Origin of the sequence: Pseudomonas sp. PSE1(2024), from assembly GCF_050990555.1 — a bacterium.
Classification (GTDB): Bacteria; Pseudomonadota; Gammaproteobacteria; order Pseudomonadales; family Pseudomonadaceae; genus Aquipseudomonas; species Aquipseudomonas aphyarum.
This window is the reverse complement of record NZ_CP158967.1, coordinates 5,846,724-5,868,332: the sequence shown is the minus strand read 5'-3', so window position 1 is coordinate 5,868,332 and position 21,609 is coordinate 5,846,724. Positions and strand designations below refer to the sequence as shown.

At 61.5% G+C, this 21,609-nt stretch carries 18 protein-coding genes; 12 read left to right on the top strand and 6 right to left on the bottom strand.

Going from position 1 to position 21,609, the window contains the following annotated elements; translation table 11 throughout:
• The first annotated feature begins 106 nt into the window (after positions 1-106).
• The 10 genes from bioF (at position 107) to ABTV87_RS26715 (ending at position 13,694) form a co-directional block, all read left to right on the top strand.
• Complete coding sequence (bioF, locus tag ABTV87_RS26760) at positions 107-1,285, top strand: 8-amino-7-oxononanoate synthase (RefSeq protein WP_007959842.1); 1,179 nt, start codon at positions 107-109, stop codon at positions 1,283-1,285.
• Complete coding sequence (locus ABTV87_RS26755; protein WP_433898616.1) at positions 1,278-2,009, top strand: alpha/beta fold hydrolase; 732 nt, start codon at positions 1,278-1,280, stop codon at positions 2,007-2,009. Before bioF ends, ABTV87_RS26755 begins: the two co-directional genes overlap by 8 nt.
• The gene (gene bioC, locus ABTV87_RS26750; protein ID WP_433898615.1) at positions 2,002-2,808 is read left to right on the top strand and encodes a malonyl-ACP O-methyltransferase BioC; all 807 of its coding nucleotides are present in this window, start codon (positions 2,002-2,004) and stop codon (positions 2,806-2,808) included. Before ABTV87_RS26755 ends, bioC begins: the two co-directional genes overlap by 8 nt.
• The gene (bioD, locus tag ABTV87_RS26745; RefSeq protein WP_007959854.1) at positions 2,805-3,485 is read left to right on the top strand and encodes a dethiobiotin synthase; all 681 of its coding nucleotides are present in this window, start codon (positions 2,805-2,807) and stop codon (positions 3,483-3,485) included. The genes bioC and bioD overlap by 4 nt, the downstream gene beginning before the upstream one ends.
• Before the next feature lie 106 nt (positions 3,486-3,591).
• On the top strand, positions 3,592-3,888 hold the full coding sequence (locus ABTV87_RS26740) for a hypothetical protein (RefSeq protein ID WP_007959856.1): 297 nt from the start codon (positions 3,592-3,594) through the stop codon (positions 3,886-3,888).
• 275 nt (positions 3,889-4,163) lie between these two features.
• Positions 4,164-5,969 (top strand): phenylacyl-CoA dehydrogenase, encoded by a 1,806-nt coding sequence (locus ABTV87_RS26735; RefSeq protein ID WP_433898614.1) that lies wholly within the window; start codon positions 4,164-4,166, stop codon positions 5,967-5,969.
• Positions 5,970-6,229: 260 nt separating this feature from the next.
• On the top strand, positions 6,230-8,344 hold the full coding sequence (locus ABTV87_RS26730; RefSeq protein ID WP_433898613.1) for a cytochrome-c peroxidase: 2,115 nt from the start codon (positions 6,230-6,232) through the stop codon (positions 8,342-8,344).
• A gap of 210 nt (positions 8,345-8,554) precedes the next feature.
• A complete protein-coding gene (locus ABTV87_RS26725) occupies positions 8,555-9,844 on the top strand; it encodes a GGDEF domain-containing protein (RefSeq protein WP_007959861.1) in 1,290 nt (429 codons plus the stop codon).
• 90 nt (positions 9,845-9,934) lie between these two features.
• On the top strand, positions 9,935-11,731 hold the full coding sequence (locus ABTV87_RS26720; RefSeq protein ID WP_433898612.1) for an acyl-CoA dehydrogenase C-terminal domain-containing protein: 1,797 nt from the start codon (positions 9,935-9,937) through the stop codon (positions 11,729-11,731).
• A 184-nt stretch (positions 11,732-11,915) separates the two neighbouring features.
• Positions 11,916-13,694 (top strand): acyl-CoA dehydrogenase C-terminal domain-containing protein, encoded by a 1,779-nt coding sequence (locus tag ABTV87_RS26715; protein ID WP_102685698.1) that lies wholly within the window; start codon positions 11,916-11,918, stop codon positions 13,692-13,694.
• Positions 13,695-13,921: 227 nt separating this feature from the next.
• Here the strand turns inward: ABTV87_RS26715 and ABTV87_RS26710 are convergent, their stop codons facing one another.
• Positions 13,922-14,851, bottom strand: coding sequence for a LysR family transcriptional regulator (locus tag ABTV87_RS26710; protein WP_085609079.1), 930 nt, complete (start codon positions 14,849-14,851; stop codon positions 13,922-13,924).
• A gap of 169 nt (positions 14,852-15,020) precedes the next feature.
• Here ABTV87_RS26710 and ABTV87_RS26705 point away from each other — a divergent pair, with 169 nt between their 5' ends.
• Both ABTV87_RS26705 and ABTV87_RS26700 read left to right on the top strand, forming a co-directional pair.
• The gene (locus tag ABTV87_RS26705) at positions 15,021-16,304 is read left to right on the top strand and encodes an aspartate aminotransferase family protein (protein ID WP_085609080.1); all 1,284 of its coding nucleotides are present in this window, start codon (positions 15,021-15,023) and stop codon (positions 16,302-16,304) included.
• A gap of 205 nt (positions 16,305-16,509) precedes the next feature.
• Positions 16,510-16,668: a YqaE/Pmp3 family membrane protein gene (locus tag ABTV87_RS26700; protein WP_003228885.1), complete on the top strand. Its 159-nt coding sequence runs from the start codon at positions 16,510-16,512 to the stop codon at positions 16,666-16,668.
• A 3-nt stretch (positions 16,669-16,671) separates the two neighbouring features.
• Here the strand turns inward: ABTV87_RS26700 and ABTV87_RS26695 are convergent, their stop codons facing one another.
• Genes ABTV87_RS26695 through pqqB form a run of 5 tightly spaced genes read right to left on the bottom strand, consistent with a single transcriptional unit; the run spans position 16,672 to position 21,547 of the window.
• Positions 16,672-18,480, bottom strand: a complete 1,809-nt coding sequence (locus ABTV87_RS26695) for a S9 family peptidase (RefSeq protein ID WP_433898611.1) — start codon at positions 18,478-18,480, stop codon at positions 16,672-16,674.
• Positions 18,446-19,618, bottom strand: a complete 1,173-nt coding sequence (gene pqqE / locus ABTV87_RS26690; protein WP_192559139.1) for a pyrroloquinoline quinone biosynthesis protein PqqE — start codon at positions 19,616-19,618, stop codon at positions 18,446-18,448. The genes ABTV87_RS26695 and pqqE overlap by 35 nt, the downstream gene beginning before the upstream one ends.
• The gene (gene pqqD, locus ABTV87_RS26685; RefSeq protein WP_085609083.1) at positions 19,590-19,865 is read right to left on the bottom strand and encodes a pyrroloquinoline quinone biosynthesis peptide chaperone PqqD; all 276 of its coding nucleotides are present in this window, start codon (positions 19,863-19,865) and stop codon (positions 19,590-19,592) included. The genes pqqE and pqqD overlap by 29 nt, the downstream gene beginning before the upstream one ends.
• Positions 19,862-20,614 carry a pyrroloquinoline-quinone synthase PqqC gene (gene pqqC, locus ABTV87_RS26680; protein WP_433898610.1) on the bottom strand — a complete coding sequence of 251 codons (753 nt, stop codon included), beginning with the start codon at positions 20,612-20,614 and terminating at the stop codon, positions 19,862-19,864. Before pqqC ends, pqqD begins: the two co-directional genes overlap by 4 nt.
• Before the next feature lie 21 nt (positions 20,615-20,635).
• The gene (gene pqqB, locus ABTV87_RS26675; protein WP_085609084.1) at positions 20,636-21,547 is read right to left on the bottom strand and encodes a pyrroloquinoline quinone biosynthesis protein PqqB; all 912 of its coding nucleotides are present in this window, start codon (positions 21,545-21,547) and stop codon (positions 20,636-20,638) included.
• Positions 21,548-21,609: the final 62 nt, after the last annotated feature.

The following is a 21,609-nucleotide window of genomic DNA, read 5'->3' as shown; positions in this document are numbered from 1 at the left end:
TCGCGAAAGCGGTGCTTCAGTCGACATTGATGTCGGATGTGAAGGCCTCTTCGCGAGCAGGCTCGCTCCCACAAGGGATCTGTGTCACTTGAATGTCGAGGCTTGCATGTCTTTCGATCTCGCCGCACGCCTTGCTGCCCGTCGTGCCGAAAATCTCTATCGCCAGCGCCCGCTGCTTGAAAGCCCGCAAGGGCCGGAAGTGGTGGTCGACGGTCAGCCGTTGCTGGCGTTCTGCAACAACGATTACCTGGGCCTGGCCAATCATCCGCAAGTGATCGAAGCCTGGCGCGCCGGCGCTTCGAAATGGGGCGTCGGCGGCGGTGCTTCGCATCTGGTGATCGGTCACAGCGGTCCGCATCACGCGCTTGAGGAGGCTTTGGCGGATCTCACCGGACGGCCGCGTGCGCTGTTGTTCACCACCGGTTACATGGCCAACCTCGGCGCGGTCACCGCATTGGTCGGGCAGGGCGATACGGTGCTGGAAGACCGGCTCAATCATGCGTCGTTGCTGGATGCCGGATTACTGTCCGGCGCGCGCTTCAATCGTTATCTGCACAACGACGCCGACAGCCTCGCCAAGCGTCTGGAGAAAGCCACCGGCAATACGCTGGTGGTCACTGACGGCGTGTTCAGCATGGACGGCGACCTCGCCGATCTGCCGGCGCTGGCCCGGGAAACCAAGGCCAAAGGCGCCTGGCTGATGGTCGATGACGCCCACGGATTCGGCCCGCTGGGGGCGAACGGTGGCGGGATCGTCGAGCATTTCGGTTTGAGCCAGGAAGACGTGCCGGTGCTGGTCGGCACCCTCGGCAAAGCGTTCGGTACGGCTGGCGCGTTTGTGGCCGGCAGTGAAGAGCTGATCGAAAGTCTGATCCAGTTCGCCCGCCCGTACATCTACACCACCAGCCAACCGCCGGCGCTGGCCTGCGCAACGTTGAAAAGTCTGGAACTGCTGCGCAGCGAGCACTGGCGTCGCGAGCATTTGCAGACGCTGATCCGTCAGTTCCGCCACGGTGCCGAACAGATTGGTCTGGAACTGATGGACAGCTTCACGCCGATCCAGCCGATCCTGATCGGCGATGCCGGTCGCGCGGTGCGTCTGTCGCAGATGCTGCGCGAGCGTGGGCTGATGGTTACCGCGATCCGCCCGCCGACCGTGCCTGCCGGCAGCGCGCGGTTGCGGGTGACGCTGACCGCTGCCCACAGCGAGGCGCAGGTGCAGCTATTGTTAGAAGGACTGGCCGATTGCTTTGCGCAACTCAAGTCGGAGCCAAGCCATGCGTGATCGCCTGATTCTGCTACCGGGTTGGGGGCTCGGCGTTTCGCCGCTGGAGCCGCTGGCCGCCGCGTTGCGCGGACTCGACGAGCACCTGCAGGTCGACATCGAGCCGCTGCCGGAACTGGACTCCAGCGATCTGCAAGACTGGCTCGACGAGCTCGATGAGCTCATCCCCGAAGATGCCTGGCTCGGCGGCTGGTCACTGGGCGGCATGCTCGCTTCAGAGTTGGCGGCACGGCGTGGCGAACATTGCTGCGGCTTGTTGACCCTGGCGAGCAATCCTTCGTTTGTCGCCCATGAACAGTGGCCGAGCGCGATGCCCGGCGAGACCTTCGATGCGTTTCTGGCCGGCTGCGGCGCCGACCCGCGCACGACTCTCAAACGATTCTCTCTGCTGTGCGCCCAGGGCGCGCAAGACGCGCGTGGCTTGTCGCGGCTGTTGCTCGGCGGCGCGCCGAATACCTCGCCGGCCGCGTTGATGGCCGGTCTGGAATTGTTGGCGCAGATCGATACGCGCGATGCCTTGCAGGCGTTTCGTGGCCCGCAATTGCATCTGTTCGGAGGGCTGGACGGGTTGGTGCCGGCGGAGGCCGCGGGCGAGTTGTTCGCGTTGCTGGCAGATGTCGAGGTCGGTCTGATCGAGCAGGCCAGCCATGCGTTTCTTCTGGAAGACCCCCACGGTGTAGCGGGTGCGATCCAGGCGTTTTTAAGTGAGTGCGGTGATGACTGATTTGTCTGTTGCGGCGTTGCCCGGCGGCTTGCCTGACAAGCGCCAGGTCGCGGCTTCTTTTTCTCGTGCAGCGGCCAGCTATGACAGCGTCGCGGAGTTGCAGCGCGATGTCGGTACGCAGTTGATGAATCGCTTGCCGGTGGATTTTCGGCCGGCACGCTGGCTGGATCTGGGCTGCGGCACCGGGTATTTCACTCGGGCGCTGGCCGAGCGATTTGGTGAGGGGCTGGCGCTCGATATCGCTGAAGGCATGCTCAATCACGCGCGGCCGTTGGGCGGGGCCACACACTTCATTGCTGGCGATGCCGAACGTTTGCCGTTGCAGGATTCGACCTGCGATCTGATCTTCTCCAGCCTCGCCGTGCAGTGGTGCGCGGACTTCGAAGCGGTGCTCGCCGAAGCGTTTCGGGTGCTGAAACCGGGTGGGATTTTCGCGTTTGCTAGTCTTTGTGTAGGGACGCTGTACGAATTGCGCGACAGTTGGCGTCAGGTCGATGGCCTGGTGCACGTCAACCGCTTCCGCGAATTCGCCCGCTATGAGCAATTGTGCGCGGCCAGTGGTTTGCGCAGTGTCTGTCTGGAGAACCGGCCGCATGTGCTGCATTACCCGGATGTGCGCAGCCTGACCCATGAACTCAAGGCCTTGGGCGCGCATAACCTGAACCCTGGCCGGCCGGGTGGATTGACCGGGCGGGCGCGGATTCTGGGGCTGGTCGAAGCCTACGAGCAGTTCCGTCAGCCGCAGGGCTTGCCGGCGACTTATCAGGTGGTCTACGCCGTGTTGGAGAAACCCTTATGAGCGCAGCCTATTTCATCACCGGAACCGACACTGACGTTGGCAAGACCACTGTCGCCGCCGGATTGCTGCACGCTGCGCGGTCGGCGGGGCTGAGTACGGCGGCGGGCAAACCGGTGGCGTCCGGTTGTGTGGTGACGCCCAGAGGCCTGCGCAATTCCGATGCGCTGGCGTTGCAGGCCGAATGCTCGTTGCCGCTGACGTATCAACAGGTCAATCCGGTGGCGTTCGAGCCAGCGATCGCGCCGCATCTGGCAGCGCGTGAGGCGGGTGTGGCGTTGACCGTGCAATCGTTGCTGGCGCCGATGCGCGAGATTCTGGCCATGAACGCCGACTTCACGCTGATCGAAGGCGCGGGCGGCTGGCGGGTGCCGTTGGCGGATCAGGACAATTTGTCGGATCTGGCGATTGCGTTGAAGTTGCCGGTGATTCTGGTGGTCGGCGTGCGTCTGGGATGCATCAGTCATGCGTTGTTGACTGCCGAGGCGATTGCCCGGGACGGGCTGCAACTGGCGGGGTGGGTGGCGAACATCATTGATCCGAAGACGTCGCGGCTGGAGGAAAACCTGGCGACACTGGCCGAGCGGATTCCGGCACCGTGCCTGGGGCGGGTGCCGAAACTCAAAGCCGTCAGCGCTGAAGCGGTCGCCGATCACTTGCAACTGGATCTGCTCGACTGATTTTGGCTATGACAAGGCACTGTGCCATTAGTGTTTTTGACGGGTGTTTTTCTGACGCCTCTGGTTCAATGGCACCCATTGATCCTTCCCAAGGATGAGAGCTCCCATGGAAATCTCCGGAAACACAGCTTTTTATGCAGGTCTGAGTACCATTCAGACCGGGCAGAACCGCGTCGATCAGGCCGCCAGCCAGATCGCCAGCAGCACCATCGAGCGTTCGGTCACCAGCCAGTCTTCGGAAGTGCAGGTCGATCGTCTGCGTTCCGTGGATCGCGCCCAGCAATCGGACCTTGCCAGCAACATGGTCGAGATGGCCCAAGGCAAGTTTCAGGCGGAACTGGGCGTGAAAGTCGCCAAGGCTTCCGATGAAATGCTCGGTACGATCATCGATACCTTCGCCTGATTTTTTGATCTGCGCTTTGCCAGACGCCGCGACTGTTCGCGGCGTTTTTCGTTGTAAGTCCTTCTCCCTCAACTAATCTTTTTTCAGTGCACATGGCTCGGTCGGGCGCATGTCGCGCTGCTGTGTCCGGCGTTCGGAAAATGTGATGACGAATGGCAAAAGAACGACGCTTGACAAGATTTCGGCGTAAACGTATGTTTCAAACAACTGTTTGACCGTCACAACAAATCAACGCGGTCGTTCATTCCCGGTTACATCAGCAGAGGTTTATCGCTATGCCTGACTACAAGGCCCCCTTGCGTGATATTCGCTTCGTTCGTGACGAACTGCTCGGCTACGAAGCGCACTATCAGAGCCTTCCAGCGTGCGCAGACGCAACGCCGGACATGGTTGACGCCATTCTCGAAGAGGGCGCCAAGTTTTGTGAGCAGGTGCTGGCACCGCTGAACCGCGTGGGTGACACCGAAGGCTGCACCTGGAGCGAGTCCGGCGTGAAAACCCCGGCCGGCTTCAAAGAGGCCTACAAGCAATTCGTGGAAGGCGGCTGGCCAAGCCTGGCCCATGACGTCGAGCACGGCGGTCAGGGTCTGCCTGAGTCGCTGGGTCTGGCAGTCAGCGAGATGGTTGGCGAAGCCAACTGGTCGTGGGGCATGTACCCGGGCCTGTCGCACGGCGCGATGAATACCATCTCCGAGCACGGCACCCCAGAGCAGCAAGAAGCCTATCTGACCAAACTGGTCTCCGGCGAATGGACCGGCACCATGTGCCTGACCGAGCCGCACTGCGGCACCGACCTGGGCATGCTGCGCACCAAGGCCGAACCTCAGGCCGACGGTTCCTACAAAGTCTCCGGCACCAAGATCTTCATCTCGGCCGGTGAACACGACATGGCCGACAACATCGTCCACATCGTGCTGGCCCGCCTGCCGGACGCACCGGCCGGCACCAAAGGCATCTCGCTGTTCATCGTGCCGAAGTTCATGCCGAATGCTGATGGCACCGTCGGAGCACGCAACGCCGTGACCTGCGGTTCGATCGAACACAAGATGGGCATCCACGGCAACGCGACCTGCGTGATGAACTTCGACGGCGCGACCGGTTTCCTGATCGGCCCGGCGAACAAAGGCCTGAACTGCATGTTCACCTTCATGAACACCGCACGTCTGGGTACCGCGCTGCAAGGTCTGGCCCACGCCGAAATCGGCTTCCAGGGCGGCCTGAAATACGCTCGCGATCGTCTGCAAATGCGCTCCCTGACTGGCCCGAAAACGCCGGACAAGGCTGCTGACCCGATCATCGTTCACCCAGACGTACGCCGCATGCTGTTGACCATGAAGGCATTCGCCGAAGGCAACCGTGCGATGGTGTACTTCACCGCCAAACAGGTCGACATCGTCAAATACGGCGTGGACGAAGAAGAGAAGAAGAAAGCCGACGCACTGCTGGCCTTCATGACTCCGATCGCCAAAGCGTTTATGACCGAAGTCGGTTTCGAATCCGCCAACCACGGCGTGCAGATCTACGGCGGCCACGGCTTCATCGCCGAGTGGGGCATGGAGCAGAACGTTCGCGACAGCCGCATCTCGATGCTGTACGAAGGCACCACCGGCATCCAGGCACTCGACCTGCTGGGCCGTAAAGTGCTGATGACTCAAGGCGAGGCTCTCAAAGGCTTCACCAAGATCGTCCACAAGTTCTGCCAGAACAACGAAGGCAACGAAGCCGTCAAAGAGTTCGTCGCACCGTTGGCTGCACTGAACAAAGAGTGGGGCGAGCTGACCATGAAGGTCGGTATGGCCGCCATGAAAGATCGCGAAGAAGTCGGCGCGGCCTCCGTGGACTACCTGATGTACTCCGGTTATGCCTGCCTGGCTTACTTCTGGGCCGACATGGCGCGTCTGGCTGCTGAAAAACTGGCTGCCGGCACCACCGACGAGGCGTTCTACACCGCCAAGCTGCAAACCGCGCGCTTCTACTTCCAGCGCATCCTGCCGCGTACCCGTACGCACGTGGCCACCATGCTGTCGGGCGCCAACAACCTGATGGACATGAAAGAAGAAGACTTCGCACTGGGCTACTAAGCCTTAACGCAGTCTTTCAAAAAACCGCTGCTCCCTCGGGGGCAGCGGTTTTTTTGTGCCCGGATTTCCCCAATCCCGGGGCTGATTCCCCAGCATTGATGAAGCCACTGTTCAGCCGAACCCCTGCGCTTATTGATTCAAAATATTTCCAGAAGAGTGGCCAATTAATTGCACTGCCCGATTTACCGGTGCTAACCAGAACTGCCTGCTCAAAGAAGCAAGACGCCCGGCACTTAACAACAACAGTCAGGGTGAAGCCTATGAACATCAGTCGACTCGCTCGTTTGACCTTCTGGTTGCCCGTTGCGCTATCAGTCCACAGCGCATGGGCCGCCGACCCCGCCGAAGTCGATCCCCCGGTGCCGGAAGTCCCTTCGCTGCAATCGTTGCGCGGGATGGTGCCTCCCGATCCGTCCGGTACCGAAGGCGGACGCAAGGTCGACCTGATGACCGACTACGTGCTCAATCGTCAGGCTGCGATCCTGCTGGGCAAAGCGTTGTTCTGGGACATGGAGATCGGCAGCGACGGCTCCACGGCCTGCGCGTCCTGCCACTACCACGCCGGCGTCGACCACCGCATCACCAACCAGCTCAACCCCGGCCAGGCGCACACCAACGCCAACGTCGCGTCGATCTTCAACAAGCCGTTTGTGGCGTCGGACATTCCCGGTGATGTGGCGTCCTACGCGACGTTGTCCGGCGGCAAGGGCGGCCCGAACTACACGCTGAAGAAAACCGACTTCCCGACCCATGTGCTGAGCAATCCTCTGGAGCGAAACTCGCCCATCGTGTACTCGACGGACGACGTGGTCGGCTCGCAAGGCGTGTTCGACGCAAACTTCGTCAAACCCAACCAGCCGCGTTTCGACAAATGCACCCAGCAGCCGGACGGCCTGTTTCAGGTCGGCGGCATCAACGTTCGCCGCAGCACCGGGCGCAATGCGCCGTCGGTGATCAACGCCGCGTTCAACGTGCGCAACTTCTGGGACGGTCGGGCCAACAACGTGTTCAACGGCTTCTCGCCGTTCGGCAATCGCGACCCGGATGCCGGGATCTACGTGACCAGCGAACGCAGCACGGTCGCCACCAAAGTCCGGCTGGCGCTCAATGATGCGTCTGCCGCCTCGCAAGCCGTCGGCCCGCCCGGCAGTCCGGTGGAAATGTCTTGCGGTGGCCGCACCTTTGCCGACATCGGCCGCAGGATGCTCGACACGTTGATGCTCAAGCAGCAGCGGATTTCGTCCACCGACTCGGTACTGGCTCCGGTGTCCGGCGCACGGCGGCCGACCTATCGCGAGCTGATCAAGAACGCCTTCCAGCCCCGGCTGTGGAACGCCACGCAAAACGTTCTGGTGGGCGGTGCGCCGTACACCCAGATGGAGGCCAATTTCCCGCTGTTCTTCGGCCTGGCGATCCAGATGTATGAGGCGACGCTGGTGTCCGATCAGGCGCCGATCGATGCCTACCTGCAAGGCGACCATATGGCAATGAACGCGCAAGAGGTCGAGGGCATGAACCTGTTTCTCGGCAAGGGCAAATGCGTCAATTGCCACGGCGGTCCGGAGCTGACCAACGCCGCCAGCCGTCTGCTGATGCATCCGCGCGAACGCATCGAGCGGATGGTGATGGCCGACAACCTGACCACTCTTTACGACAACGGCTTCTACAACACCGGTGTGCGCCCGACCTCGGAAGACCTGGCCCTCGGCGGCGTGGACGCGTGGGGCAATCCATGGTCGTTCACCCGGCAGTACAACAGCGTGTTGCAGGGCGGTCGGTCGGTGGATCCGCTGGACGTCGATGTCTGCACGTTCGAGGCACCGTTGAGTGCCGCGATTCCGTGCGATGCCACGCTCAAGCCGAATGTCGGTTTCCGCGATTCGGTCGACGGCGCGTTCAAGACCCCGACCCTGCGCAACATTGCCCTGACCGGGCCGTACTTCCACAACGGCAGCCGCTCGACGCTCAAGCAGGTGATGGAGTTCTACAACCGTGGCGGTGACCGGCGCGGCGAGGATGCCAACAACACCAGCGGCTTCGAGCACCCGGCGGTGAACCAGCACAACACGTCCAACCTCGATCCGGACATGACGGCGCTGAACCTGACGCCTGCCGAAATCGATGCCGTGGTGAAGTTCATGGAAGTCGGCCTGACCGATCCGCGCGTGGCCTGGGAACGGGCACCGTTTGATCATCCATCGCTGGTGATCCCGCAGGGTCATATCGGCGACGAGAATGCCGTGACCCAACGCCCGGCCAGTCCGAAAGTCACGACCCGTCAGGCGATGGACGCATCGCTCAATCTCAAGCCGTACGGTGCTGAAGGCCGGCCGGCGGCCGAGGGGCCATTGCAGCCGTTTTACAACGATCTCTGAACAGAAAAACACACCATGGCCATCAAGAATGATGGCCATGGTGGCCGTCTAGCGGCCATTGCGCAAAAAACCTGACTAAATCCCTCAGCAACCGCCGATTTCGGCCGTTAAAGAGACAGCCTGTGATCTGGATCACATTGTGTGTGCTTAACTGGCCACATTGCAGGCACAATGCCATCTCTTTGCCATGACGGGTCGGAGCTTTTACCCTTGCCGCGTTCTTCCGCTGTACGTTTCAGTCATTTCCTACCTTCACTGCTGTTGTTGCTCGCGGGGTTGGCGGCTGCGTACGTCAAAGACCTCAACGTGTTCTTCACCTCGCTGTTTAACGTGTTGCCGACCTTGGTGCTGCTGTTGGGCGGTTCGTACTGTGCGGTTTACCGACGCCAGCGCGAGCTGTTTCTGATGGTCACGGTGTACATCGCCTACTTCCTGCTCGACACTCAGACCGACTATTACCGCGACAACGGCAAGGTGCGCGAAGACGCGGCCGTGGTGTTCCACCTGGTCTGTCTGCTGTTGCCGCTGTTGTTCGGACTATTCGCCGCGTGGCAGGAGCGCACGCATCTGTTTCAAGATATGGTCGCGCGCTTCGCCGTGTTGCTGGCCTTTGGCAGCGTGGCGCTGGGGCTTGAGCAAAGTTACCCGCAGGCGTTGCTGATGTGGCTTTCCGAGATCCGCTGGCCGGCGCTGCACGGCGCGTGGATGAGTCTGATCCAGTTGTCGTATCCGGTGTTCATCTCGGCGTTCCTGCTGCTGGCCTGGCAATACTGGCGCAACCCGCGTCCGCTGCACGCGGCGCAACTGGTGGGGTTGCTCGGGGTGTTCTGGATGCTGCCGAAAACCTTCATCCTGCCGTTCACCCTGAACATCATGTGCAGCCAGGTCATGCTGATGATTGCTGCAGCGGTAGCGCATGAGGCTTATCAAATGGCCTTCCGCGACGAACTCACCGGTCTGCCGGGCCGCCGCGCACTTAACGAGCGTATGCAGCGTCTGGGTCGCAACTATGTGCTGGCAATGAGCGACGTCGATCACTTCAAGAAATTCAACGACACCCACGGCCACGACGTGGGTGACCAGGTCTTGCGTCTGGTCGCCAGCAAGCTGTCCAAAATCAGCGGCGGTGGTAGGGCTTATCGCTATGGCGGTGAGGAATTCGCACTGGTGTTTGCGGGCAAGACTCTTGAAGAGTGCATGCCGCACCTGGAAGTCATCCGTGAGTCGATTGCGTCCTACAACATCCAGCTGCGAAATCAGGAAAGCCGCCCGCAGGATGATCAGCAGGGCCGTCAGCGTCGCTCGGGTTCGGGCGCATCCAGCGTGTCGGTCACGGTCAGCATCGGCGTGGCCGAACGTCTGGAACAGCGCACCCCGGAAGAGGTGCTGAAATCCGCCGACCAGGCGCTCTACAGCGCCAAGGGCGCAGGCCGAAACTGCGTGATGGCGTTCGGGCAGAATCGCCGTGGCGCGGTGCGCATGGACAACGCCGCAGGTTGAGTGATGACGGCGCATTCAGCGTCTGGACAGTGATTGTGAGGCAGGGTGGCCGGCAGTAGGTTGAAGCAATCTGCTGAAGGAGAAGCCACCATGCCCGAGTACAAAGCTCCCCTGCGCGACATGCGCTTTCTGATCGACCACGTCTTTGACTTCCACACTCAGTACGCGGCCCTCGGCGCCCACGACGCCAGCCCGGACATGATCAACGCGATCCTCGACGAGGGCGCGAAGTTCTGTGAGAACGTTCTGGCCCCGCTCAATCGCAGCGGTGACGAAGAGGGCTGCCATTTCGACAACGGCGTGGTGACAACGCCTACAGGCTTCAAGCAAGCCTTCGCACAATACGTGGAAGGTGGCTGGCACGGTCTGGCGGCGGATCCGGCCTACGGCGGTCAGGGCTTGCCGAGTTCGCTGGGACTGGTGATCAGCGAAATGGTTGCTTCCAGCAACACCTCGTGGGGCATGTACCCGGGCCTGACCCACGGCGCCATGTCGGCGATCCACGCCCACGGCACCGAAGAACAGAAAAACACCTATCTGCGCAAACTCACCGCCGGCCAGTGGACCGGCACCATGTGCCTGACCGAAGCCCACTGCGGTACCGACCTGGGCATCATCAAGACCCGCGCCGTGCCTCAGGCAGACGGCAGTTATGCAGTGACCGGCAGCAAGATTTTCATCTCCGCCGGCGAGCACGACATGAGTGACAACATCATTCATCTGGTGTTGGCCAAACTGCCGGACGCACCGGCGGGCACCAAAGGCATTTCGCTGTTTATCGTGCCGAAATTCCTCCCGAACGCATCCGGTGAGGCGGGCGAGCGCAACGGCGTTTCCTGCGGTTCGATCGAGCACAAGATGGGCATCAAGGCCTCGGCCACCTGCGTGCTGAACTTCGACGACGCCAAAGGCTTCCTGATCGGCGAGCCGAACAAGGGCCTGAACTGCATGTTCACCATGATGAACCACGCACGCCTCGGCACCGGGATGCAGGGCCTGTGTCTGGGCGAGGCGAGTTTCCAGGGCGCAATCAAATACGCCAACGACCGCTTGCAGATGCGCGCCCTGACCGGCGCCAAAGCTCCGGACAAACCGGCCGACCCGATCATCGTCCACCCGGACGTGCGGCGCATGCTGCTGACCATGAAAGCTTTCAACGAAGGCAACCGCGCGCTGACCTATTTCACCGCGCAGATGCTTGATGTCGCACACCTGAGCCCGGACGCCGAGGCGCGTCAGGAAGCCGAGGATCTGTTGGCGTTCCTGACGCCGATCTGCAAGGCGTTCATGACCGACACCGGGCTGGAAGTGACCAACCACGGCATGCAGGTGTTCGGTGGCCACGGATTTATCCGCGAGTGGGGCATGGAGCAACTGGTTCGCGACTGCCGGATCGCGCCGATCTACGAGGGCACCAACGGTATCCAGGCGTTGGATCTACTCGGGCGCAAAGTGCTGGGCAGTCAGGGCAAGCTGCTGCGCAACTTCACCAAAATCGTCCACAAGTTCTGCGCGGCCAACGCCGGGCATCCGCAACTTGGCGAGTTTGTCGCGCAGCTCGATGGCCTCAATCAGCAGTGGGGCGAGCTGACCATGAAGGTCGGCATGGCCGCGATGAAGAACCCGGATGAAGTTGGCGCCGCGTCGGTGGATTACCTGATGTACAGCGGTTACATCGTTCTGGGCTACCTGTGGCTGCGCATGGCGCTGGTTGCCCAGGCGCAGCTGGAGTCGGGCGAGGGTGATGGCGATTTCTGCCAGGGCAAACTGGCGACGTGCGAGTTTTACTTCAAGCGCCTGTTGCCGCGCACCGCGGCGCATCGTTCGGCGATCGAGGCGGGCAGCGATTGCCTGATGAAACTGCCGGCCCAGTTGTTCTCCCTGTAACACGCCACTGTTAAACAAAAGAGCCCGCAGATTGCGGGCTTCTTTATGGTTGATTGCTGGTGACTAAAAATAACAAAACAGTCACCGCCTGACCCTATGTGTCGCAAAAGTTGTTGGGTTACACTCCAGCTCAACGAAAACACCCTTCCACGAATCACCTGTTTAGATCTTTGCGAGGTTTGCCATGGCTGACTACAAAGCGCCGCTGCGCGATATGCGCTTCGTCCTCAATGAAGTGTTCGAAGTCGCCAAACTCTGGGCCGAACTGCCGGCCCTGGCCGAGACCGTGGACGCGGAAACCGTTGAAGCCATTCTCGAAGAGGCCGGCAAGGTCACCAGCAAAAGCATCGCGCCCCTGAGCCGTGCCGCCGACGAAGAAGGCTGCCACTGGGCCGACGGTGCCGTCACCACGCCGGCCGGTTTCCCACAGGCCTATCAGACTTATGCCGAAGGCGGCTGGGTCGGTGTAGGCGGTGATCCGGCCTACGGCGGCATGGGCATGCCCAAAGCCGTTTCGGCCCAGGTCGAAGAGATGGTCAACTCCGCCAGCCTGTCCTTCGGTCTGTACCCGATGCTGACCGCCGGTGCCTGCCTGTCGATCAACGCCCACGCCAGCGAAGAACTGAAAGCCGCTTACCTGCCGAACATGTACGCCGGTGTCTGGGCCGGCTCCATGTGCCTGACCGAGCCGCATGCCGGCACCGACCTGGGCATCATCCGCACCAAAGCCGAACCTCAGGCCGACGGCTCCTACAAGGTCAGCGGCACCAAGATCTTCATCACCGGTGGTGAGCACGACCTGACCGAAAACATCATCCACCTGGTGCTGGCCAAACTGCCGGACGCACCGGCTGGGCCGAAGGGCATTTCGCTGTTCCTGGTGCCGAAGTTCATGGTCAATGCCGATGGCAGCCTGGGCGCGCGCAACCCGGCGAACTGTGGTTCTATCGAACACAAGATGGGCATCCAGGCGTCCGCCACTTGCGTGATGAACTTCGACGAAGCCGTGGGTTACCTGGTCGGCGAGCCGAACAAGGGCCTGGCCGCGATGTTCACCATGATGAACTACGAGCGTCTGGGCGTTGGCATTCAGGGCCTGGCCACCGGCGAGCGCTCGTACCAGAACGCCATCGAATACGCCCGCGACCGCCTGCAGAGCCGTTCGCCGACCGGCGCGCAGAACAAGGACAAGGTGGCCGACCCGATCATCGTCCACCCGGACGTGCGTCGCATGTTGCTGACCATGAAAGCCTCGAACGAAGGCGGCCGTGCGTTCTCCACCTACGTGGCGATGCAACTCGATACCGCCAAGTTCAGCGAAGACGCCGCCACCCGCAAACGCGCGGAAGATCTGGTTGCGTTGCTGACGCCAGTGGCCAAGGCCTTCCTGACCGATCTGGGTCTGGAAACCACTGTCCATGGCCAGCAGATCTTCGGCGGCCACGGTTACATCCGCGAGTGGGGCCAGGAGCAACTGGTGCGTGACGTGCGCATCACCCAGATCTACGAAGGCACCAACGGCATTCAGGCACTGGACCTGGTGGGTCGCAAGATCGTCGGCAGCGGCGGCGCGTTCTACAAGCTGTTCGCCGACGAGATCCGCCATTTCACTGCAACCGCCAGTGCCGATCTGGGCGAGTTCACCAAGCCGCTGAATGACGCTGTCGACACCCTCGACGAGCTGACCTCGTGGCTGCTGGACCGGGCGAAAACCAACCCGAACGAAATCGGCGCGGCATCGGTCGAGTACCTGCAAGCGTTTGGCTACACCGCTTACGCCTACATGTGGGCACTGATGGCCAAGGCATCGCTGGGCAAAGAAGCGCAGGACGATTTCTACGCGAGCAAACTCGGCACGGCGCGGTTCTATTTCGCCCGTCTGCTGCCGCGGATTCACTCGTTGAGCGCGTCGGTCAAGGCCGGCAGCGAGTCGCTGTTCCTGCTGGACGCTGCGCAGTTCTGATGATGTAACGTCATGTAAGCGATCTCTTACATGACGTGCTGCTGTTCTCCCATAGGCGTAGATTGGATCCAGAGCTAATCTACTTTCCATGGACGTCGCGCAGGAAGCGCAAAGCAACAACACGGACACGTAGGATTCTGCCAGGGTGGCGGAGTGAAATGGATGTCAGGGAAACAGTCTGCAAAGCCCCGCTTCGGCGGGGTTTTCTTATGCCCGCAGAAAAGTTTTCAGCTCAACGCGTCCAGCGGCGGCGCACCTTTCAGCGGTTTTTCCTCACGCTGCATCACTTCTTCCAGCAACGTTCGCAGCAAGGCCAATGGCGCCTGCTGGCGTTGCACATCGCGACACACCAGCCCGACTTTCAACGGCACGCGCGGCTCACTCAACGGTTTCCACAAAAGATCCTGATCGTCGTACTCTTTTTGCGAACGCCCAGGCAGCACCGTCGCCAGACGGGTATGCGGCAGGCTGTCGAGAATCCCCACCATATTGTTCAGTTCGGCCTGCACTTGCGGGCGTCGCCCGAGGCTGGCCAGTTGGGCCTGCCAGATCTGGCGGATCTGAAATTCTTCGCCCAGTAGCAGCATCGGCAATTCGGCCGCCTGACTCATCGAGACTTTCTTGAATTCCCGTAGCGGATGATCCGCCGGGATGACCAGTGTCAGTTCATCTTCGTACAGCATCACGCCGTGCAGGCCCGGCTGGCGTGGCGGCAGATAGCTGATGCCGATATCCAAAGAGCCGTTGAGCAGCCGCCGCTCGATCTCAAGCCCCGTCAGTTCATAAATCTGTACCACCAGATGCGGCTGGGCCTTGCGCACTCTCTCCAGCATTTGCGGCACCAGGCTGGTGTGCACGGTTTGCAACACACCAATCGCCAATGTTCGCAGTGCCTGACCCTTGAAGTTGCCCAGCGCCTCACGCGCCCGCTGCATGCCGTCGAGCAGTGGCAAGGCGTGGTTGTACAAGGTGTGGGCGGCGAGGGTCGGCAGCAGGCGTTTGCTGCTGCGCTCGAACAGCGTGACGTCGAGGTTCTGTTCCAGATGGCGGATCTGCTGGGACAGCGCGGGCTGAGAGATCGACAGGCGCTCGGCGGCGCGTCCGACATGACCTTCTTCGTAGACCGCGACGAAATAACGCAGTTGTTTGAAATCCATAAGTAACACTTATCGAAAATGCTGGGAAATCGAAATGGCTCGACGCCGTGAACAGGCCTAGTCTAACCGCATTCACAAGGCTTACAGGGCCGGAAAGCGCAATGACCAGCGTTTGTTTTGAAAGTGTTTGCATAGGCAGTTCAAAAAACCTCGATCGAGGTTTTTTTCAATGAATCTGTTCAGTTTGCGGCGCCAGACGCCGAGCCTCGATGACCTGGCTTTTGAAACCCAGGAATCGGATGCCGCTGACGGCCTGAATGCCGAGCGTCTGATGCCCAGCGTCGAACGCCCGCAGCAGGTATTCGTTCGCGGCCAGGGTTCCTGGCTATGGGACAGCAATGACCGCGCCTACCTGGATTTTTCCCAGGCCGGAGGCGCCAATAGCCTCGGCCACAGCCCTTCGGCGCTGGTCAAAGCCATTGCCAACCAGGCTCAAGCGTTAATCAATCCCGGCTTCAATCTGCACAACCGCGGCATGCTCAGCCTAGCTGAGCGCCTGTGCGCCAGTACTTCCAGCGATCAGGCGTATCTGCTCAACAGCGGCAGTGAAGCCTGTGAGGCGGCGATCAAACTGGCGCGTAAATGGGGCCAGCTGCATCGCGGCGGCGCCTCGCGGATCATTGTCGCCAGACAAGGGTGTCACGGACGTAGTCTGGCGACGATTTCGGCGTCGGACAGTTGCAATTTGCACAACCGTTTTGCGCCGCTGCTGCCGGGTTTCGACCTAGTGCCGTTCAATGATCTGCCGGCGCTGCATGCGGCGGTTGATGCGCAGACCGTGGCGATCATGCTCGAACCGATCCAGAGCGATGCCGGGGTGATCCCGGCGACCGAGCATTACCTCAAGGGTGTCGAACGCTTGTGCCGTGAGTTGGGGATTCTGCTGATTCTCGACGAGGTTCAGACCGGCATTGGCCGCTGTGGCACCATGCTCGCCGAACAATCCTACGGCGTGCGCGCCGATATCGTCGTGCTCGGCAAAGGCCTCGGCGGTGGCGTGCCACTGGCGGCGTTGCTGGCGCGAGGCAAGGCCTGCTGTTTCGACCCCGGCGAGTTGGGTGGCACTCATCACGGCAACGCGTTGATGACCGCCGCAGGGCTGGTCGTGCTCGACAGCGTGCAAGACCGCGCATTCCTCGAACAAATCCGGGACAACGGCCAGCATCTGCGCGAAGGGCTCGCTCGTCTGGCCCATCGTTATGAACATGGCGAGTTGCGCGGGCAGGGGCTGTTCTGGGGACTGACCCTGTCGGAAGACTCCGCCGAGGCCGTCGTCAAAGCCGCGCTGCATGAAGGCTTGCTGCTCAACGCCCCTCAAGCCAACTGCCTGCGCTTCACCCCGGCGCTCAACGTCAGCAAGGCCAACATCGACGAAATGCTCCTGCGCCTGGCCCGCGCCTTCTCCCGGGTACGCACCGCGCAGCTGCAATGCCGCAAAGGGATTGCCGTCTGAGCTGAAATTTCCCACCCGAATTCAAGAACCGTCTCGCGGTATAACGCACGCCCCACGCCTGATTCTTTTGGCGTGGGGCGTTTTTTTGTGGCCGGGTAATGGCGATCAGATGGCGAGATTGTGGTTTGCACTGAACCCTGACAAACGGCACAGGTCGATTAGCTTGTATGGCTCAGGTGAGCCAACCCCAATCAGGAGCTGCCCCATGGACTTTATCCGCATCATCATCGCCATTCTGTTGCCGCCACTGGGTGTGTTTCTGCAGGTCGGGTTCGGCGGCGCGTTCTGGCTGAACATTCTGCTGACGTTGTGCGGTTACATCCCGGGGATCGTGCACGCGGTGTACATCATCGCCAAGCGCTGAGTCTCAGTCCGTCAAACCCATCACTCGCCGGTAGAACCGCCATTCCTGCTCCAGCGCATGGGCCTGGTTGGCGGCCCGGCGGAAGCCGTGGCGTTCGTCGGCGTAGTAATGCGCTTCGACTTCAATGCCGTTTTGCTCCAGGGCCGCGACCATGTCGCGGGTCTGTTGCGGCACGACCACGGCGTCCAGTTCGCCCTGAAAGAAAATCACCGGTACGCGAATGTTGCCTGCGTGCAGCAACGGCGTGCGGGCGGCGTAGCGTTCGGCATCTTGCTCGGGATCGCCGATCAGCCAGTCCAGGTAGTCGCCTTCGAACTTGTGTGTCGCGCGGGCCAGGGCCACCGGGTCACTGACGCCGTACAGACTGGCGCCGGCGCGGAACACTTGATGGAATGCCAGTGCGCACAGTGTGGTGTAGCCACCGGCGCTGCCGCCACGGATGAATGCACGTTCGCCGTCGATCATGCCGCGTTCGGCCAGATAGGCCACCACTGCGCAGGCATCCTCGACATCCACTGCGCCCCAGCTAAGATGCAGGGCCTGTCGATACTCCCGGCCATAGCCGCTGCTGCCTCGGTAGTTGAGGTCGGCGACGGCGAAGCCGCGTTGCGTCCAGTACTGAATACGCGGGTCGAGCATCGGGTAGCAGGCCGACGTCGGGCCGCCGTGGATGAACACCACCAGCGGCGGCTTCACATCGCCATTTGTGGCCGGGTAAAAGAAGCCGTGCGCTTCACCCGAACCGCTGGGATAGCGCAGGGTTTGCGGGCGGCTGATGCGCTCGGCTGGCAGCGGTGCGATACCGCCGGCCAGGACATTCACTTCACGCGATTTGCGATCGATGGCGATCACTGCAGAAGGGCTGATCGGTGAGGCGGCAATGCAGTAAATGAACTGATCGTCGACAGCCAGATGACGGAAGCGGCTGTAGTCGCCAGTGAAGTCTTCATCGTTGAGCGCCAGGCGACCGAAACCGCCTTCGCTCCAGCTCGCCAAAAATGCTTCGTCGGTGGGTAGCCAGGTGCAGCCGCCGAGTTGCCATGGGGCTGGCGCGTGATCGGCTTCGGCGCTAGCTAACGGTTGTAAGCCGTTTGCCGACTCGACCCACGGTTGCCAATAACCTCCACGATCGGTCAGACAGCCAAGTCGTCCGCTGGCATCGAAGCGCGGTTGCTGGATCGACTCTTCAAACGCTTCACCCGCCACACAACGCGGGGCGGAAAATCCATTGGACGAGAGCTCGGCGATCATCAGTCGAGTGGATGTCCACGGCTGATGCGGACGGCTCCACTCGATCCACGCCAGGTGCTGGCCATCCGGGCTGATGATCGGCGAGGCGTAAAAATCCGCACCTTCAACCAGCATTTGACGGGCGCCATTCGCCAGATCGATAGCCACCAACCGATGCCGATCACCGTTCTCTTCAACAGCCAGCACCTGCCCATCGGCAAAGTGCAGATCACCATATCGGCATTCCCCGGACGTCAATGCCACGGGCTCGCCGTCCAGCGTCTGGCGGTACAGCTGCTGGTCCGCCTCGTTGACGAAAACCACCCCGTAGGGCGTCAGACAAAACGCCCCACCGCCATATTCGTACACCCGACTGCGCACGCTGAGACCCGCAGGCGTCAGACATTTCGCCGCGCCATCACGCCAGTGCCAGATCCGGCAGGCGGCGTCTGTCGGGCGATATTCATTCCAGAACAAACCATGGGTGCCAAGTTGCAGCTCGGCGAAATCCACGCCGGCAGCAACCGCAGCGGTGGCGCTGAAAGGCTCAGCCTTTGGCGATGAGGCGCGAGTTTCGTTCATTGCGAAAGGCCAGTTGTTCGATGGTCTGGGTGGCGTGCTCGGCTTCTTCGCGGGCCTTGAGGATCACGCCGTGATGTTCGGACTTGCTGCACACCGGATCTGCATTGCTGGCATCGCCGGTGAGCATGAAGGCCTGGCAGCGGCAACCGCCGAAGTCCTGTTCTTTTTCGTCGCAGGAGCGGCACGGCTCGGGCATCCAGTCGTAGCCGCGAAAGCGGTTGAAGCCGAACGAGTCGTACCAGATGTGCTGCATGCTGTGGTCGCGCACATTGGGAAATTGTACCGGCAGCTGTCGGGCGCCATGACAGGGCAGGGCGGTGCCGTCCGGTGTGACCGTCAGAAACAGACTGCCCCAGCCATTCATGCAGGCTTTCGGGCGTTCTTCGTAATAGTCCGGGGTGACGAAAATCAGCTTGCACGGATGCCCTTCGGCTTCCAGTTTGGCGCGGTATTCGTTGGTGATGCGTTCGGCGCGAACCAGTTGCTCTTTGGTCGGCAACAGGCCGACACGATTGAGCTGCGCCCAGCCGTAGAACTGGCAGGTGGCGAGTTCGACGAAGTCCGCTTCGAGCGCGATGCACAGCTCGATGATGCGGTCGATCTTGTCGATGTTGTGCCGATGGGTAACGAAGTTCAGCACCATCGGATAGCCGTGGGCCTTCACGGCGCGGGCCATTTCCAGTTTCTGCGCGAAGGCTTTTTTCGAGCCGGCGAGCAGGTTGTTCACTTGCTCGTCGCTGGCCTGGAAACTGATCTGGATGTGATCGAGCCCGGCCTTCTTGAAGTCGCTGATCTTCTGTTCGGTCAGGCCGATGCCGGAGGTGATCAGGTTGGTGTAGAAACCCAACTGGCGCGCTTCACGGATCAGCTCGGCGAGGTCCTGACGCACCAGCGGTTCGCCCCCGGAAAAACCCAGTTGCGCCGCGCCCATCTCCCGCGCCTCGCGAAATACCTTGATCCACTGCTCGGTGCTCAGCTCTTTGCCCTGCTCGGCGAAATCCAGCGGATTGGAGCAGTACGGGCATTGCAGCGGGCAGCGGTAAGTCAGTTCGGCGAGCAGCCACAGCGGCAGGCCGACTTCCGGTTTGGCCGGGACTTGCACCGATGACTCAGGCAAGTTCGATCCAGTGCTGCGCACGGGCAACCTCCATGAATTGCTCGATGTCGTCACCGAGCTCGGGCACGCCGGGGAACTGTCTGTCGAGTTCGGCAATGATTGTCGCGACGTCCCGCTCACCGTCGATCAGGCCGCCGATCAGCGCGGCACTTTCATTGAGCTTGATCATGCCTTCCGGATATAGCAGCACGTGGCCTTTCTGGGCCGGTTCGTACTGGAAACGGTAGCCGGGACGCCAGGTCGGGGTCTTGCTGCGGTCGAAACTCATAAGGCGATTCCTTTATGCCAGACCCGTTGATCGGTGACGCTGTGATACGGCGGGCGGTTCAGTTCGTAGGCCATGCTCATGGCATCGAGCATGCTCCAAAGAATGTCCAGTTTGAACTGGAGAATTTCCAGCATGCGCTCCTGGCCTTCGCGGGTCTTGTAGTGCTCCAGCGTAATCGCCAGGCCATGCTCGACATCGCGTCTGGCCTGGCCGAGACGAGTGCGGAAATATTCGTAGCCGGCCGGATCGATCCACGGGTAATGCTGCGGCCAGCTGTCGAGGCGCGACTGGTGGATCTGCGGCGCGAACAGCTCGGTCAGCGAGCTGCTGGCGGCTTCCTGCCAACTGGCGCGGCGGGCGAAGTTGACGTAGGCATCGACGGCGAAACGTACGCCGGGCAGCACCAGCTCCTGGGAACGCAATTGATCCGGATCGAGACCGACGGCCTGGCCCAGACGCAGCCAGGCTTCGATGCCGCCGTCTTCACCGGGAGCGCCGTCGTGGTCGAGCAAGCGCTGGATCCACTCGCGGCGGATCTCGCGATCCGGGCAGTTGGCGAGGATCGCCGCGTCTTTCAGGGGGATGTTCACCTGATAGTAGAAGCGATTGGCGACCCAGCCCTGGATCTGCTCGCGGGTGGCCCGGCCTTCATACATCGCGACGTGATACGGGTGATGAATGTGGTAATAGGCGCCCTTGACGCGCAGGGCCGCTTCGAATTCGGCGGTGGACAGCGGGGTGTCGGTCATTGCGGTTCTCCGGGCCATTCGTTACAGGACGATGCTCATGCCGTCATACGCCACTTCAACACTGCGCCGCACCAGTTCCGCGCGCTCCGGGGAGTCTTCGTCGAGAATCGGGTTGGTGTTGTTGATGTGGATAAGCACCTTGCGCTGCTCGGGAAGCTGCTCCAGCACTTCGAGCATGCCGCCGGGGCCGTTCTGGGCCAGGTGGCCCATTTCGCGGCCGGTGCGGGTGCCGACGCCACGGCGCTGCATTTCATCGTCGTCCCACATTGTCCCGTCCACCAGCACGCAGTCGCTGCCGGCCATGATTTCCAGCAGCGGCGCGTCGACCTTGCCCAGGCCTGGGGCATAGAACAGTTTGCCGCCGGTGCTGAGGTCTTCGACGATCAGGCCGATGTTGTCGCCCGGGTGCGGGTCGAAGCGGTGCGGCGAGTAGGGCGGTGCTGCGCTGCGCAACGGCAGCGGGGTGAAGCGCAGGTTCGGGCACGCAGCGACGGTGAAACTCTGGTCGAGTTCGATGCGGTTCCAGTCCAGCCCGCCGTTCCAGTGCTTGAGCATGGTGAACAGCGGGAAACCGGTGCTCAGGTCTTCGTGGACCATGTCCGTGCACCAGACTTGATGCGGGCAACCTTCGCGCAGGCTGAGCAGGCCGGTGGTGTGGTCGATCTGGCTGTCCATCAGGATGATCGCGCTAATGCCGGTATCACGCAGGGCGCGGCCCGGCTGCATCGGGGCGAAGCTCTGAAGCTGCGCGCGGATGTCCGGGGAGGCGTTGCACAGCACCCAGTTCACGCCGTCATCGGAAATCGCGATGGACGATTGGGTACGGGCCTGGGCATTCAGGCTGCCGTCGCGAAAACCGGCGCAATTGACGCAGTTGCAGTTCCACTGCGGAAAACCGCCACCGGCGGCCGAACCCAGAATCTGGACGAACATGAACACTCCATCATTTCAACGCTGAAAATAAAACGCCCCGGCGAGCCGAGGCGTTGCACTGC

Excerpts from the sequence above, each read along its gene's own strand:
- ABTV87_RS26755 (WP_433898616.1), top strand. The coding sequence starts at position 1,278 with ATGCGTGATCGCCTGATTCTGCTACCGGGTTGGGGGCTCGGCGTTTCG.
- ABTV87_RS26720 (WP_433898612.1), top strand. The coding sequence starts at position 9,935 with ATGCCCGAGTACAAAGCTCCCCTGCGCGACATGCGCTTTCTGATCGAC.
- bioC (WP_433898615.1), top strand. The coding sequence starts at position 2,002 with ATGACTGATTTGTCTGTTGCGGCGTTGCCCGGCGGCTTGCCTGACAAG.
- ABTV87_RS26705 (WP_085609080.1), top strand. The coding sequence starts at position 15,021 with ATGAATCTGTTCAGTTTGCGGCGCCAGACGCCGAGCCTCGATGACCTG.
- ABTV87_RS26740 (WP_007959856.1), top strand. The coding sequence starts at position 3,592 with ATGGAAATCTCCGGAAACACAGCTTTTTATGCAGGTCTGAGTACCATT.
- ABTV87_RS26735 (WP_433898614.1), top strand. The coding sequence starts at position 4,164 with ATGCCTGACTACAAGGCCCCCTTGCGTGATATTCGCTTCGTTCGTGAC.
- bioD (WP_007959854.1), top strand. The coding sequence starts at position 2,805 with ATGAGCGCAGCCTATTTCATCACCGGAACCGACACTGACGTTGGCAAG.
- ABTV87_RS26695 (WP_433898611.1), bottom strand. The coding sequence starts at position 18,480 with ATGAACGAAACTCGCGCCTCATCGCCAAAGGCTGAGCCTTTCAGCGCC.
- pqqB (WP_085609084.1), bottom strand. The coding sequence starts at position 21,547 with ATGTTCGTCCAGATTCTGGGTTCGGCCGCCGGTGGCGGTTTTCCGCAG.
- ABTV87_RS26710 (WP_085609079.1), bottom strand. The coding sequence starts at position 14,851 with ATGGATTTCAAACAACTGCGTTATTTCGTCGCGGTCTACGAAGAAGGT.
- ABTV87_RS26700 (WP_003228885.1), top strand. The coding sequence starts at position 16,510 with ATGGACTTTATCCGCATCATCATCGCCATTCTGTTGCCGCCACTGGGT.
- ABTV87_RS26715 (WP_102685698.1), top strand. The coding sequence starts at position 11,916 with ATGGCTGACTACAAAGCGCCGCTGCGCGATATGCGCTTCGTCCTCAAT.
- ABTV87_RS26730 (WP_433898613.1), top strand. The coding sequence starts at position 6,230 with ATGAACATCAGTCGACTCGCTCGTTTGACCTTCTGGTTGCCCGTTGCG.
- pqqC (WP_433898610.1), bottom strand. The coding sequence starts at position 20,614 with ATGACCGACACCCCGCTGTCCACCGCCGAATTCGAAGCGGCCCTGCGC.
- bioF (WP_007959842.1), top strand. The coding sequence starts at position 107 with ATGTCTTTCGATCTCGCCGCACGCCTTGCTGCCCGTCGTGCCGAAAAT.
- pqqD (WP_085609083.1), bottom strand. The coding sequence starts at position 19,865 with ATGAGTTTCGACCGCAGCAAGACCCCGACCTGGCGTCCCGGCTACCGT.